The sequence below is a fragment of the Bergeyella anatis genome (assembly GCF_036016955.1).
Taxonomy (GTDB): domain Bacteria; phylum Bacteroidota; class Bacteroidia; order Flavobacteriales; family Weeksellaceae; genus JAYWXI01.
Genome location: NZ_JAYWXI010000003.1, coordinates 55,921 through 70,657 on the forward strand (window position 1 = coordinate 55,921; position 14,737 = coordinate 70,657).

The 14,737-nt window shown below is 43.8% G+C and carries 9 protein-coding genes; 5 read left to right on the forward strand and 4 right to left on the reverse strand.

The window, feature by feature from the left end; translation table 11 throughout:
* Positions 1-52: 52 nt before the first annotated feature.
* From thrS to VQ048_RS03005, 4 genes are all read right to left on the reverse strand, one after another.
* The gene (gene thrS, locus VQ048_RS02990) at positions 53-1,999 is read right to left on the reverse strand and encodes a threonine--tRNA ligase (protein WP_327610201.1); all 1,947 of its coding nucleotides are present in this window, start codon (positions 1,997-1,999) and stop codon (positions 53-55) included.
* Between the two features lie 78 nt (positions 2,000-2,077).
* Positions 2,078-3,823, reverse strand: coding sequence for a DUF4153 domain-containing protein (locus VQ048_RS02995; protein WP_327610202.1), 1,746 nt, complete (start codon positions 3,821-3,823; stop codon positions 2,078-2,080).
* A 3-nt stretch (positions 3,824-3,826) separates the two neighbouring features.
* Positions 3,827-4,312, reverse strand: a complete 486-nt coding sequence (locus VQ048_RS03000; protein ID WP_327610203.1) for a BlaI/MecI/CopY family transcriptional regulator — start codon at positions 4,310-4,312, stop codon at positions 3,827-3,829.
* Positions 4,313-4,315: 3 nt separating this feature from the next.
* Positions 4,316-4,948 (reverse strand): phosphatase PAP2 family protein, encoded by a 633-nt coding sequence (locus VQ048_RS03005; RefSeq protein ID WP_327610204.1) that lies wholly within the window; start codon positions 4,946-4,948, stop codon positions 4,316-4,318.
* 96 nt (positions 4,949-5,044) lie between these two features.
* On the opposite strand from VQ048_RS03005, the gene pdhA reads away from it, so the two are divergent.
* The 5 genes from pdhA to VQ048_RS03030 all read left to right on the forward strand — a co-directional run bounded on the left by pdhA (position 5,045) and on the right by VQ048_RS03030 (position 14,732).
* Positions 5,045-6,046 (forward strand): pyruvate dehydrogenase (acetyl-transferring) E1 component subunit alpha, encoded by a 1,002-nt coding sequence (gene pdhA / locus VQ048_RS03010; RefSeq protein ID WP_327610205.1) that lies wholly within the window; start codon positions 5,045-5,047, stop codon positions 6,044-6,046.
* A gap of 93 nt (positions 6,047-6,139) precedes the next feature.
* Complete coding sequence (locus VQ048_RS03015) at positions 6,140-7,747, forward strand: dihydrolipoyl dehydrogenase family protein (RefSeq protein ID WP_327610206.1); 1,608 nt, start codon at positions 6,140-6,142, stop codon at positions 7,745-7,747.
* 203 nt (positions 7,748-7,950) lie between these two features.
* Positions 7,951-12,360, forward strand: a complete 4,410-nt coding sequence (locus tag VQ048_RS03020; RefSeq protein ID WP_327610207.1) for a T9SS-dependent choice-of-anchor J family protein — start codon at positions 7,951-7,953, stop codon at positions 12,358-12,360.
* 136 nt (positions 12,361-12,496) lie between these two features.
* Positions 12,497-13,888, forward strand: coding sequence for a dihydrolipoyl dehydrogenase (lpdA, locus tag VQ048_RS03025; RefSeq protein ID WP_327610208.1), 1,392 nt, complete (start codon positions 12,497-12,499; stop codon positions 13,886-13,888).
* Between the two features lie 73 nt (positions 13,889-13,961).
* On the forward strand, positions 13,962-14,732 hold the full coding sequence (locus tag VQ048_RS03030) for a patatin-like phospholipase family protein (protein ID WP_327610209.1): 771 nt from the start codon (positions 13,962-13,964) through the stop codon (positions 14,730-14,732).
* The last annotated feature ends 5 nt before the right edge of the window (positions 14,733-14,737 follow it).

Consider the following 14,737-nt stretch of genomic DNA (forward strand, 5'->3'; position numbering starts at 1 on the left):
TTAAATTTCTGTGCTATTGCTTTAGGTTTTTAAGTTAATTTCTCATTTAAGTTTAGGCCGGTGTTTTTCCGAATTCAAATCCGGTATCGGCTTCTTTTTTGAAGTAAGCTACGAAATCTTCGATGCTCATGCTTCCCAAATCGCCTTCACCACGTCTTCTTACGGATACGGTTCCTGCCTGTTCTTCGTTTTCGCCGACAATCAGCATGAAAGGGTATTTGTTGATTTCGGCGTCTCTGATTTTCTTCCCTGTCTTTTCGTTTCTTTCATCAATCAGACCGCTAATATCGTTATTTTCCAATAATTGTGAAACTTTTTTAGCATAGTCGGTGTATTTTTCTGAAATCGGAAGGATGATGTACTGGTCCGGAGCCAACCAAAGCGGGAAATCTCCGGCGGTATTCTCCAGTAAAATTGCAATAAAACGTTCCATAGAACCAAACGGAGCACGGTGAATCATTACAGGGCGGTGCTTTTCGCCATCGCTACCGATGTAGTGAAGGTCGAAACGCTCGGGTAGGTTGTAGTCCACCTGAATGGTGCCCAGTTGCCATTTTCGACCGAGGGCATCTTTGACCATGAAGTCTAATTTAGGGCCATAAAATGCGGCTTCACCGTATTCCACGACGGTTTTAAGCCCTTTGTTGGCCGCCGCTTGAATGATGGCTTTTTCAGCTTTGTCCCAGTTTTCGTCGGTACCGATGTATTTTTCTTTGTTGTCGGGATCCCTGAGTGAAACTTGGGTAACGAAATCCTTAAAGCCAAGGCTTCCAAAAACGTATAGCACCAAGTCGATAACGCCTTCAAATTCTTTTAAGAGTTGATCCGGTGTACAGAACAAATGGGCGTCGTCTTGAGTGAAACATCTTACCCGGGTTAATCCGTGAAGTTCACCCGATTGTTCGTAGCGGTATACCGTGCCGAATTCAGCGTAGCGTTTGGGTAAATCTCGGTACGACCACTGGCCGATTTTATAAATTTCACAATGGTGCGGGCAGTTCATGGGTTTTAACATGTACTCCTCACCTTCGTTAGGGGTTTTAATGGGTTGGAAACTATCGGCTCCGTATTTTTGGAAATGGCCAGAGGTTTTGTACAATTCCACGTTACCGATATGGGGGGTCATGACAAATTCATAACCAGCTTTCTTTTGGGCAGCGGAAAGGAAGTTTTCCAGTTTTTTTCTCAATGCCGTTCCTTTGGGGAGCCAAAGCGGAAGCCCTGCACCCACTTTTTCCGAGAAGGCAAAGATCCCAAGCTCTTTACCCAGTTTTCTGTGATCGCGACGTTTGGCCTCTTCCAGTTTTTCAAGGTATTCGGTGAGTTCCTTTTGTTTCGGGAAAGAAATACCGTAGACTCTGGTCAGCTGAGGGTTGTTTTCATTACCTCTCCAGTAGGCCCCTGCGGCGTTTAGAATTTTAACTGCCTTAACGATTCCGGTGGAGGGAATGTGCCCTCCGCGGCACAAGTCCGTGAAGTTGTCGTGGGTACAGAACGTGATTTCTCCGTCCTGAAGGTTGGAAATCAATTCGGTCTTGTACGGGTTGTCGGCGTATTGCTTCAGAGCATCGGCTTTGGAAACAGAATACAAATTGAAGGTGGCGTCTTTTCGAGCGTTTTCGAGCATTTTTTTCTCGATTTTCTCGAAATCTTTTTCGCTGAGGCTTTCGTTGCCAAAGTCCACATCATAGTAAAAGCCGTTTTCGATAGCCGGCCCGATGGTTAGTTTGGCATCGGGATAAAATTCCAAAATGGATTGAGCCAAAAGGTGGGCGGAAGAATGCCAAAAGGCCTTTTTTCCAAGATCGTCATTCCAGGTTAGCAGTTGCACCGTTGCATCTTGGGTGATAGGCGTAGTGACTTCGACCTGATTGCCGTTGACCACGGCAGAAATCGTGTTTCTGGCCAAACCATCGCTGATGGATTTAGCCACATCCATCGCTGTGATGGGTCCCTCAAATGTCTTGATGCTTCCGTCCGGAAGAGTGATCTTAATCATAGGTTGTTAAGTGAAAATTATAAAGTGCAAAAATAATAATTTTTTCGTTTCGATGCCATGCTGTAAAGCGATGGATTTTTACTCCACCAAAATATAACTTACGCTAATGCTAAAGTCTGGATCCACGTTTCTGCCGTCTGCCGCCTCGAAGTAAGATAGGCGACTCAATCCTACTTTTATTTTTCGGTTATTGGAACGAAGAATCTCTAAAAAGAGGTTTTCGGCGATTTGGTCTTCGTTTCGACGGCGGTACAAATCTTCTAAATAAGGCTTGAGAGCAATGGTTTCTTTACCGTCAATGAGGATGACTTTGGCGGTATCATCCAATACGAAAACTTCAGAGCCTACCGTGATGGGAGTGTTTATATCCATCGGAGACAGAAAATAGCGGTAATTCTTTATTTCGACGGCGAGTTGAGTGCTATAAATAGATTTGTAAACTTTGGACGGAGTGCTTTCTTCGTTCATGAAAAACTCTTCTACGAAGGCATAGGAACTAAAATAAGGGTCGTTTTTTATTTGGTTATATTTTTGGGCTTGGCTATTTGGAAGGATTTCAAGAAGGGGTTCATGGAAAGAACGGTCTCTGAAAAAAACTATTTTTTCAGCAAGGGCGGACGAAGTTTCGTAGTCGATGGTTTTGTGGGGGATAAGTTTGCCGTTTTTTACTAATCTTTCTTCTGATAAAAAACGTTGAAATGCTTCTTTTTGGCTTCTTTTTGTTACACTGAAAGCATTAAGATAGGGGAACGAGACGGCGAAAAGTCCTCCGGCAAGCAGCGTTATGGGAATGAGTTTTATCGAAGGATTGGAAGACAAGAGATGGTAGCCCGTTATGAATGCAAGCCAAATCGCCAATACTAATGTGAAATAACGCATTTCGGTATAGCCGTAGGCATACAATCGGGTTGAAATGGCAATGAAAAGAAGAATAAGTAAAGGAATTAGTGAAAAGTAAAAAACGCGATTGAACAGTTTGACCCAGGCGGTTGTTTGAGTTTTGGTGAGAGGGTAAATCAATAGTTGGGCAAAAATACCAAGGGTTCCGTAGGTTAAAATAAGGACGGAAACCCAGCCTTTGGGCAAGCGCCATGCAAATAAAATTTTTGCTGCATAGAAGTAAAGGATAGCGCCGTAAACTAAGAGAAGAGGAATGAGCACAAACTGGGTGAAAAATTTCAGATATTGAGGATAGGATGTCTTTTTTTTCAGGTCGGAAAGCCCTTGTCCACAAAGCAGAAGAAAAGCATAGCAGCTTCCCAATATGGAGAAAGTACAAAAGGTACGGATAAAGATGGAGTTCTCCAGACGGGCATTGAACAGTTGGTCGATGGTTAAAAGTGCAAACAGCACGCCGACGGTAAGAATCCCGGTGAATACCAGCGCTGAGATAAATCGTAGGAATAGGGAGATGTTATAGTTCCAAAAGGTGTTTTTGTCGCTTTTTCCAATAAAAGGCAGTACTACGACCAAGAGGTTGCAAAGGATAAAACAAGGAATTAAAACTAAGGCGTGTATTTTGAGGTAGCTCTCTTTGTCTTCAGGCAAGAGGTTCCATAATAGTCCCAGTAGAAGTAAACTGGCAATTTGGATGGGGATCTCTTTACCTATTCTTTGGGATAGCATTTTGGCGGCGAAGGTCAGAGGGATGCCGAAAAAAGCCGTGAGCAGGGAGTTGTAGATTTTAAGATCTTTGGTGCCGAAGCTGTTGCCGCTGACCAAAATCATGGCAAAGGTGGCTATAAGGGCAAAGGCTAAGACCATTGGATAGCGTTGAAATACGCGTCCAAAGTTTTCCGAAATGGCTTTGAATTTTTGAGGCATGGGTTATTTCTTCTTTTTCTTTTTTTTGTTTTTTTTCTTTTCTTTTTTGGTTTTGGGTTGAATGATTTTTTCGATGAATTTCGCAATATCCGAAGGTTCGGAGATAGGAGTTTTTACCGAAACCAAGGGGGTGTCGGAGGAAATTTTGAGGCTTTGGATTGCTTCTTCGGGGGTTAGGAGTTTTTCCTTGATCATCATTTGGATCAGGCAGGAAGGTGAATTTTCGAAGTATTTAGAAATTAAATCTTTAAGTGTTTTTTTTCTGAAATCTTCTGCGGAGATGGCAATGTGGTATTGGAATATTCGTCCGACTTTGACGGGGGAAAGAAATTCTTTTTCGGTTAGAATTTTCAGATAGGTCGATACGGTATTTTGATGGGGTTTAGGTTCGGGTAGGGCTTCCATGATGTCTTTCATGAAAGGGGTTTGGAGGGTCCATAAGACCTGCATGAGCTGTTCCTCTGCGGGAGTGAGGGTGTTAATTTTCATAAGTTACAATATTGGAGTATTGAAATGGATGTAAAGGTAAATAAATGAAATTACCCCTGCAATCAGCGTGCCTGCACCTACTTCCTGCGGGGTGTGTCTTTTTAGCAGAATTCTCGAAACGGCGACCAAAAGGGCAATCCCCAGCCAAAAGAGGCCAATGGAGGGGGTAATGGCGAAAAAAAGAGCGGCGGTAAAAATATTCAATGCGGTATGCATGGAACTTTTGATGGTGTAGTTGCTGATCTGAAGAGCGATGAGGAGCAGAAGCAGAAAGAGGATGGGGCGATCTCCGTTTCCGTTTTTCCAATAGGTGAAAATCCAATAAAGTGAAAGTACGACCTCCACAAACACATACAGGGATTTTCTTTGGTGCCGGTCGGAGACGTCCATGTTGCTGTAACGTCTTTTTTTAACGTTCCACGTGATCCATGCAACAATGGGCAGAACCACGATTAAAAGCAGAGGGGAAAGTTCGGCTGCGATTTCTTTACGGGTGTAGTGGGTGTAACAGAAATAAAGGTAATAGGCCAACAGAGAAACGATGGGATTGAAAAGATTGGACAAGACTCTCGCACCGCTTAGGACGAATGATTTTTGAGGGGTTGTTTGGGGCATATTTAGGAATATCAATTTCAAAAATAAGCTATTTTTGGGACAAAATGGTCAAAATGATTTTTGCTTCATCGGGAAACCAAGTTTTTTTTCTATTTTTGCATCATAATTTCAAGGAAAATGAAGGAATTTAATAAAGAGGTTTACCTGAAGTGGTATGCTGATATGACGATGTGGAGAAGGTTTGAAGACAAATGCCGTTCTCTTTATCTGAAACAGAAAATCAGAGGTTTTTTGCATCTTTACAATGGTCAGGAGGCTATTCCTGCGGGGTTCACGCACGCGATGGATTTAACGAAAGACAGTATGATTACGGCTTACCGTTGTCATATTCATCCTATGGCGATGGGGGTTGATCCTAAGCGAATCATGGCGGAACTTTGCGGTAAGGCTACGGGAACTTCCGGTGGTATGGGAGGGTCTATGCACATTTTTAGCAAAGAGCACCGTTTTTATGGTGGACACGGTATTGTTGGAGGGCAGATTCCTTTGGGCGCGGGGATTGCGTTCGCGGATAAATATTTTGACAGAAAAGCGGTTAATATTTGCTTTTTTGGCGATGGGGCGGCGAGACAAGGGTCGCTTCATGAAACCTTTAATATGGCGATGAACTGGAAGCTTCCCGTTGTTTTTGTGGTGGAAAACAACCAGTATGCGATGGGAACTTCGGTGGAAAGAACGGCTAACCATGAAGACATCTATAAGTTGGGGCTTGGTTACGAAATGCCATGCATGCCGGTGGATGCTATGGATCCGGAAAAGGTAGCGGAAGCTGCTTACGAAGCGATTGAGAGGGCAAGACGAGGGGATGGGCCTACGTTTATAGAAGCGCGGACTTACCGTTACAGGGGGCATTCTATGTCGGATGCGGAGCCTTACCGAACAAAAGAGGAGGTGGAACTTCATAAGAAGGATGACCCGATCGAATTGGTGAAACAAAGAATTTTGGCGAACCAGTGGGCTACGGAGCAGGAGTTGGAGGAATTGGACAACCGTTCTCGTGCTTTTGTGGAAGAATGCGTGGAGTTCATGGAGAATTCACCGTATCCTGATGCGGAGAAAATTTACGAGTATGTTTATGCTCAAGAAGATTATCCGTTCCTTGATAAATTAGAAAATTAAAAATGATTCCGTTTGGTAGTTTGAGATTTTGCTGTTGAGTTTTTTAACGTTGCTTAAGGGATTTCAAAATACCAAATTTCAAAAGAAATATTTATGGCAGAAGTAATTACAATGCCCCGTTTATCGGACACCATGACCGAGGGGAAAGTGGCCGTGTGGCACAAGAGAGTTGGTGATGTAGTCAACGAAGGCGATGTCATTGCGGAAATTGAAACCGATAAGGCGGTTCAGGATTTCGAATCCGAGATTAAAGGGGTTCTTTTGTACATTGGTGTAGAAGAAGGAAATGCTGCACCTGTGGATAGTGTTTTGGCGATTATTGGCGAGCAGGGAGAGGATATTTCATCCCTTACGGGGGGGGCTTCAATCAAAGAAACTTCTTCAAGCGAGAAACCTGCGGTAACCGAGGGTGAAACGGTACAAACTCCCGTTTCGGCGGAACTTCCTGAAGGAGTGGAGGTAATTAATATGCCTCGTCTTTCCGACACGATGACGGAAGGTAAAGTGGCCAAATGGAATAAAAATGTGGGCGACAGCGTTAAGGAGGGAGATATTATTGCCGAGATCGAAACCGATAAGGCGGTTCAGGATTTTGAGTCCGAATTTAACGGGACACTCCTTTACCAAGGGGTTGCCGAGGGTGATGCGGCGCTTGTGGACACCATTTTAGCGATTATAGGCCCTGCGGGAACGGATGTTTCTGCGGTGGTAGCAGGTGGAGGTAAACCGACGCCAAAAGCGGCTTCTGAGGCTCCGACTTCGAAGGCAACCGAGGTGGCGGTCGTTGTTCGTGAGGCCGAAGTGAAGGCCTCGACTTCGGACGAGCGGATTGCCATTTCGCCATTGGCTAGAAAGATGGCCGAAGAAAAAGGCATTGACATTGCTCGTCTTCAGGGGAGTGGCGAGAATGGCCGTATCGTGAAGAAGGATGTGGAGAATTATACACCGGTAGCATCGAAGTCCGAGTCCAAAGTGGCTGTTATGCCAGCTGCGGCTCAGCAGGCCCTTCATTTTGTAGCTGGAGAAACCACGGAGACCCCAAACTCTCAAGTCCGGAATGTCATTGCCAAAAGGCTTTCTGAAAGCAAGTTTTCTGCGCCTCATTACTACCTTATGGTGGAAATTAATATGGATAAGGCCATTGCAGCCAGAAAAGAAATTAATTCGCTTCCGGATACGAAGGTTTCTTTCAACGATATGGTGATCAAAGCGACGGCAATGGCGCTTCGCAAGCACCCTCAAGTTAATTCATCTTGGGCTGGCGATAAGATTGTTCATCACGGAAATATTAATATCGGGGTGGCTGTGGCTATTCCGGACGGATTGGTGGTTCCGGTGCTTAAAAATACCGATTATATGACCTACAATCAGATTTCGGCTTCGGTTAAGGATTTGGCTTCCAGAGCGAAATCTAAAGGGCTTAAAGCCAACGAGATGGAAGGTTCTACTTTCTCTATTTCCAATTTGGGAATGTTTGGGATAGAAACGTTCACTTCGATTATTAACCAGCCAAATTCGGCTATTCTTTCGGTTGGAGCCATTGTGGAAAAACCGGTGGTTAAAGAAGGACAGATTGTTGTTGGAAACACCATGAAGCTTTCCTTGGCTTGCGACCATAGGGTTATTGACGGCGCTACGGGAGCCGAATTTTTACAAACTTTAAGGACCTATTTGGAGCAACCGTTGACACTGTTACTTTGAGTAAACCGTTCAACAGATAAATATTGGGCTTTTCTTTAAAGAAGAGCCTTTTTTATTGGGAGTGCATTGGTGAAAATTCATTGGTTTTTCGTTTGTTGTATTTGAATTTTTAACTATTTCGTTTTTTATTTGTTTTTTTTAAATAAAATGAATAAAATTGCTTTCAATTTTTAAAAGTAATATTTATGAAAAAAACTATTTTTTTGAAACAGATCTTTCGGCCTAAAAAATTATTCCCTGTTGCAGCAGGATTTTTGTTAGCGCCTCATTTTTTTGTATATGCACAGGATTCACAGCAAGTGGGTAAGATTAGGGCTTCTTCAGATTTGAGACAGCTAAATATACTTAAAAAAGGAATTTCTAAATCCACCATGAGTGTTAAGGAGCTTCAATCGAAGGCGAAGGCTTTGGATATTCCATTTTCGGGTGAGTTGGATGGAAAATATTATCAGCTTAAAGGATTTACGAAGAAAGGCCAGCCTCTATATTATGTAACTTATAACTCTGATGCTGCTAAAGGGACGGGAACAAATAAATTGAATCCTGAATCAGGCTTTTTCAATTTGGAGGGAGAAGGAATGCAAGTTTACGAATGGGATGGTGGCGCTGTGCGTGTCGGCCATCAGGAATTTGGAGGACGGGTCACACAGCGGGATACGCCTTCTGGATATAGTGATCATGCGACGCATGTGGCGGGAACAATGGTGGCTTCTGGAGTGAATGCTTTGGCTAAGGGGATGGCGCCAAAGGCTTTGTTAAATGCTTACGATTGGACGGATGATGAGAGCGAGATGATTTCTGCTGCTTTGGAGGGAGCGTTATTATCCAATCATTCTTACGGTTACGTGGGAGGCTATGCTTGGGGAAATTGGTCAGGCAAGGCCGGCTGGCATTGGATGGGAAATGATGAAGACACAGAGTATAAGGGGTATGGAGTTTACTCACCATACGACCAATCATGGGATTTAGTGGCACTGAATGCTCCGTATTATTTACCTGTTAAGGCGGCAGGTAATCCGCGTGGAGGAGGTCCCGAGCCGGGAGGGCTTCACTATGTGAATTCTGGTGGAAAGTGGATAGAATCCAAAAAAATAAGGCAAAAAAATGGTGGGGTTTACGGCTTTGATTGCATTATTTTTGGAGCGACGGCCAAAAATATATTAGCGGTTGGAGCAGCAGGCAAGTTGCCGAATGGTTATCGTAGAGCTTCGGATGTTGAAATGGGGAGCTTCAGCGCGTTTGGTCCTACAGACGATGGGAGGATAAAGCCGGATATATCGGGTGTAGGTGTAGGATTGTATTCTGCGTTGACGGGATCGGATAATGCTTATGGTTCTATGAGTGGGACTTCTATGGCTTCGCCTAATGTAACGGGATCATTGGTGCTTTTGCAAGAGCATTATTCCAAGTTAAATAACAAAAAAATGATGAAAGCGGCAACTCTGAAAGCGCTGGTTATTGCCACAGCGAATGAAGCAGGAGCAGCTTCAGGACCGGATTATAGTTCGGGCTGGGGGTTGCTTAACGCTTTTGAGGCGGCCAAGACCATTTCATCAGAAGGAAAATACAGCCTGATTCAAGAAGAAGTTTTATCCAATGGTCAGGAAAAACGTTATGAAGTTACAGCTTCAGGAAAATCTCCTCTGAAAGTAACAATTGCTTGGACGGATCCTGCACCCGAAAAAGTAACGGATTGGAATATTCTTAATGATCGGACGAAGATGCTGGTTAATGATTTGGATGTCAGAGTTTTTAAAGGAGGAGAGGAATTCTTTCCTTGGAAACTAAATCCCGCTTCCCCCGCTTCCCCCGCAGCCAAAGTAGATAATGATGTGGATAATGTGGAGCAAGTGCTTATTGAATCTCCCGAAGCAGGGGCGGTTTACACCATTGTAGTTAAACATAAGGGAGAATTGAAAAAAAATACAGTAACTACGGATGCCGATGGTAATGTTCAGGTGGGTTTGGTGCCTGCTTCAGAGCAGGCGTACTCGATGGTTGTGACGGGAATTAATCATGGGGTTAACGTGGATTTATCCGTTGAGAAAGTGGAAATTAAAGCGGGGGTTGCAGATTATACCGAATCTACTCCGGTTGAAATTACGGTAGTAAATCAAGGAAAAGAGCAGGTGGATGGAGCAAAAGTGGTTTATAAGTTGATTAATAAGGATGAAGCGGGAAAAGTGGAATTTATGGGAGAGCTTCCTGTCTCTAAAATTGAAGCGGGGCAATCGGAAGTCGTTAAAGCTACGGTGAATTTATCGAAGTCGTTTATAAATTACGGAGTCTTGGCAGAAGTGGTTTATGATCGGGATGAAGTGGAGGCAAATAATAAGGCTGGTGCGGAGGCTTATGGCGTTGTTGCGAATCTTTATCCCGACCAAGCATCTCATGAGTTTGGCTTTGAGGCGGATTTGATTAAAAATGGATGGACAACGGAGGATGCCGATAAAAATGGGAGCACTTGGTTGAGGTACGATGAGGCAGTGCTAGCGAGGACAGGCAATAGTTTTGCCTTGAATTTCCCTTATAATAAGATGAATATCAATGATTGGTTGTTTTCTAATCCTTTAAAACTTAAGGCTAATGTAAAGTATCGGGTTGTCTTTCATGCTCGAAAATTCGAAAAGATTACCGAAACCCTTGGAGTTTACTTGGGGAATTTGGCTAAAAGTACAGCAATGTCGAAAGTCATTGCCCCCTCTATCACGGCTGACGCCGACGGTCAGTACCATCGTTATGCTTATGAGTTTACAGTGGATACGGATCAGGTGGCCTATTTGGGATTCAACCATAAGGTTACAGGTAAGAATTTAGCATATGCATTTGCCATTGATGATGTGAGAGTTGAGTATGCCGTGACCAAACCCGATCCTTCCTTTAAAGCAAGTAAACTAAGGATTAATTCGTACGAAGTGATTGATTTGATTAACGAAACGGATGCGCCTGAAGCTTATCCTGTGACGTCTTGGGAATGGAGTTTTACACCGAGTACTGTAACGTTTAAGGAAGGGGATGCAACAGCCAAGTCTCCGAAGGTTACTTTCGACAAAAATGGGAAGTATAGTATTACGTTGAAGGCTGTTAATGTTTTGGGAGAGAGAAGTTACACTAGAACAAACTATGTAGATGTGCTTAATGTTCCTACCGTAGCAGATTTTAGAACCAGTACGCCAAAGATATATGAAGGGGAAGCAGTGGTGTTTACTAATTCGTCTTCGGGGTATCCGGCTCCTACAGCGTTTTCGTGGGAGGTTACGCCCAGCGACGGGGTGGAGTTTTTATCACCTGAGGGTTCTTTGGCTCGAAATCCGAATGTAAGGTTTGGTAAGCCGGGGAAATACCAGGTGGCTTTAACGGCGAAATCTGTACATAACGAGCATACGGAAACGAAAGCGAATTATATTGAGGTGGTTTCTTATCATCCGGAGGTCAAGAATTTGAAAGGGTACTTTGATGAAGTTTCAAGAAAAAATCAGTTGGTATGGGAGCGGCCGAGTATGAATCCTACATATGCGGAAGGGTTTGAGGCCAATGGTAGCATACCGGGGGATATAACCACGGTGGATCATAATAGTGACGGTTATCGTTGGCTGCTGACTGGTTATGAGAAAAATTCGGGGCAGTATGCCATGATGAGTTATTCTTATCCTTACGGAACACGGGGAGTGGATGTGGATGACTGGTTAATCACCCCGAGATTGAGAAAAGGAGCAGAAGTCTTAAAGTTTGCCTATAAGAATGATTATCCTGAGCGATTTGATGTGTATGTGGTGGAGGCACCGGCGGATGGTAGTGTTCCTACGGTGGAACAGATTAGGATGGGGGCCAAGGTTTACACCAATGAACTTAAGGGCGCTCAGCCCAGATTCGCGACTGTTTCCAATAATGTGAAAGAGTTAGTAGCGGATAAGGACTTTTTTGTAGCCTTCCATCACAGGACAACTAAGGCGGATATGGGCTTTGCCCTTTATTTGGATGATATTGAATTAGGATATGAGAATAAGGAGTCTAAAAAAACGACCTCTCTTGTAAATGAGGAGGTTAAAGATTCGTCAGAAGTGCTTTTGAAGAGTGCCGAACGATTGGCTCATGCGGTTTCGGATGTGGAAAAGAGCATGACGACGGCAGAGCCTTCCCCGATAAACTTTGGCATTACGTCTTATCCTCGTTTGGTTGGATATGAAGTTTTTAGGGATGGTCAGTTGTTAGGAAGCATATCAGACTATAATTCATTGTCTTATAGGGATGGGGTTACTGAGAATGGACGTTTTGTTTATGACGTTTACGCGGTTTATTCGGACGGGTTAAAATCAGATAAAAAGACGGTGGAGATTGATATTACGACTCTTTCTTCTTCTGATTTGGCCTCGAGTGGTGTATTGAAGGTTTATCCTAATCCTTCCAATGGACATTTTACGGTTGAGCTTCCTTCCAGTGTGTCTGCTTTGAAGGCCGGGGTTTATGATATGTCGGGGCGTCAGATTTTATCCAAGTCTTATGATGGGCATAAATTTGATTTGGACTTAACACCTTACGCTAAAGGCGTTTACCTACTGAATTTAGTAGACAATCAGGGAGGTAAATATACTGTGAAACTGATTGTTCGTTAGAGGTAGCGTATTGAGTTTTTGGGATGGCCGATTCAAGCATTGCTTTGAATCGGCTATTTTTTTGGAAAAGATAGTGTTGGGTAAAGCCGTTATACTTCCAAAAAAAAACGTAAATTTGCTACAAAATATAAAATCAATGAACTACGATATTATTGTCATCGGTAGTGGTCCCGGAGGATATGTTACGGCGATCAGAGCGGCGCAGCTGGGTTTTAAGACGGCAGTTGTGGAAAAAGAGAACTTAGGCGGTATTTGCTTAAACTGGGGGTGTATTCCTACTAAAGCCTTATTGAAATCGGCACATGTGTTTCATTATCTTCAGCATGCGGAAGACTATGGGCTCAACAAAGTGGAAAATCCGGGGTTTGACTTTTCCAAGGTAATTCAGCGTAGCCGCGGTGTGGCTCAGAAGATGAGCGGGGGCATTCAGTTTTTGATGAAGAAAAACAAAATTGATGTCATCATGGGAACCGCAAAGGTTAAACCAGGGAAGAAGATTGAGGTAACGACTGCAGAGGGGCAAACCACCGAGTATTCGGCTCAGCATATTATTTTGGCAACAGGGGCTCGTTCTCGAGAGCTTCCTAATCTTCCGCAGGATGGCAAGAAGGTTATCGGGTACCGTCAGGCTTTGGCGATGCCACAGCAGCCCAAATCTATGATTGTTGTTGGTTCGGGAGCGATAGGTGTGGAGTTTGCCGATTTTTACAATACGATGGGCACTAAGGTAACGGTAGTCGAATTTATGCCGAATATCGTTCCGGTGGAAGACGAGGAAGTTTCTAAACATTTGGAAAAATCTTTGAAGAAAGCGGGAATTGAGATCATGACCGGTGCTTCTGTGGAATCGGTGGATACTTCGGGAGAAGGCGTTAAGGCTAAGGTGAAAACCAAGGACGGCTATGTGACTTTGGAAGCAGAGGTATTGCTTTCGGCGGTTGGAATTACGGCTAATATTGAAAACATAGGCTTGGAGGAAGTTGGTATTCAGACGGATAAGGGGCGTGTTTTGGTTAACGAATGGTATGAGACTTCGGTGCCGGGGTATTATGCGATAGGGGATATTATCCCGACTCAGGCCTTGGCTCACGTGGCGTCGGCGGAAGGAATTACCTGTGTAGAAAAAATCAGAGGACTTCATGTGGAACCGATTGACTACGGAAACATTCCTGGATGTACGTATTGTTCTCCGGAGATTGCTTCGGTGGGACTTACGGAGAAGCAGGCGAAAGAGCAGGGGTATGCCATTAAGGTGGGTAAATTTCCTTTGTCGGCTTCGGGTAAAGCTACGGCGAATGGAAATACCGACGGTTTCATCAAAGTTATTTTTGATGCGAAATATGGCGAATGGTTGGGATGCCATATGATTGGTGAAGGGGTTACCGATATGGTAGCCGAAGCTGTGGTAGCGAGAAAATTGGAAACGACAGGGCATGAAATCATCAAGTCCATCCACCCGCACCCGACGGTATCTGAAGCTATAATGGAAGCTGTGGCTGCGGCTTACGGTGAAGTGATTCATATTTAAGGGGATTCAGATAAATATTGAAAAACCACACTGAATTAGTGTGGTTTTTTTATTTTTACACAAAATAAATTCAATGTATGATTTAGGATTGGCCTTGTCCGGAGGAGGCTCTAAAGGTATTGCTCATGCGGGAGTGCTTAAGTTTTTGAACGAAAAAAATATTGTTCCGGATGTATTGGCCGGGACTAGTGCGGGGGCTATTGTGGCGGCATTGTATGTTAGAGGAAAGACGCCGGAGGAAATTGTATCGTTCTTCAAGTCGGTTTATTTTTTTAGATGGACGCATTTTGCATTGACTAAACCGGGCGGGTTTATCCATTCGGATGTTTTTAAGAAATACCTTCTTCCTGTGTTTGGGGATATGGTTTTGGACGATTTGGAAAAACGGGTTTATATTACGGCAACCAATATGATTAGCGGGAAATTGGAGATTTTTGGAGGGGGGATTAAGGTGGTGGATGCTATTATCGCTTCGTGTGCAGTGCCTATGGTGGCTACTCCTTACAAAATCGGGACGCAGTTGTATAGTGACGGGGGGATTCTTAATAATTTTCCTGCGGATGTTCTGAAATACCGTAGCCGAAAAATTATCGGGGTTTATTTTTCTCCGCAGAAGAAGGTTCAGGCTTCGGAACTTAAAAACATGGTGGATATTACTTCTCGGGCGTACGATTTAATGACCACACAGGCGGAAATTGGTAAGTCAATTTATTGCGATTGGTTTATCAATCCTAAAGATTTGGCCAAATACAACCTTTTTGAAACGCGGAAAACGCGGATGGATGAAATTTTTAATATTGGTTATCAGACGGCGGCTCAATCGTTTCGAGAGGGGATTGTTTAATTTGG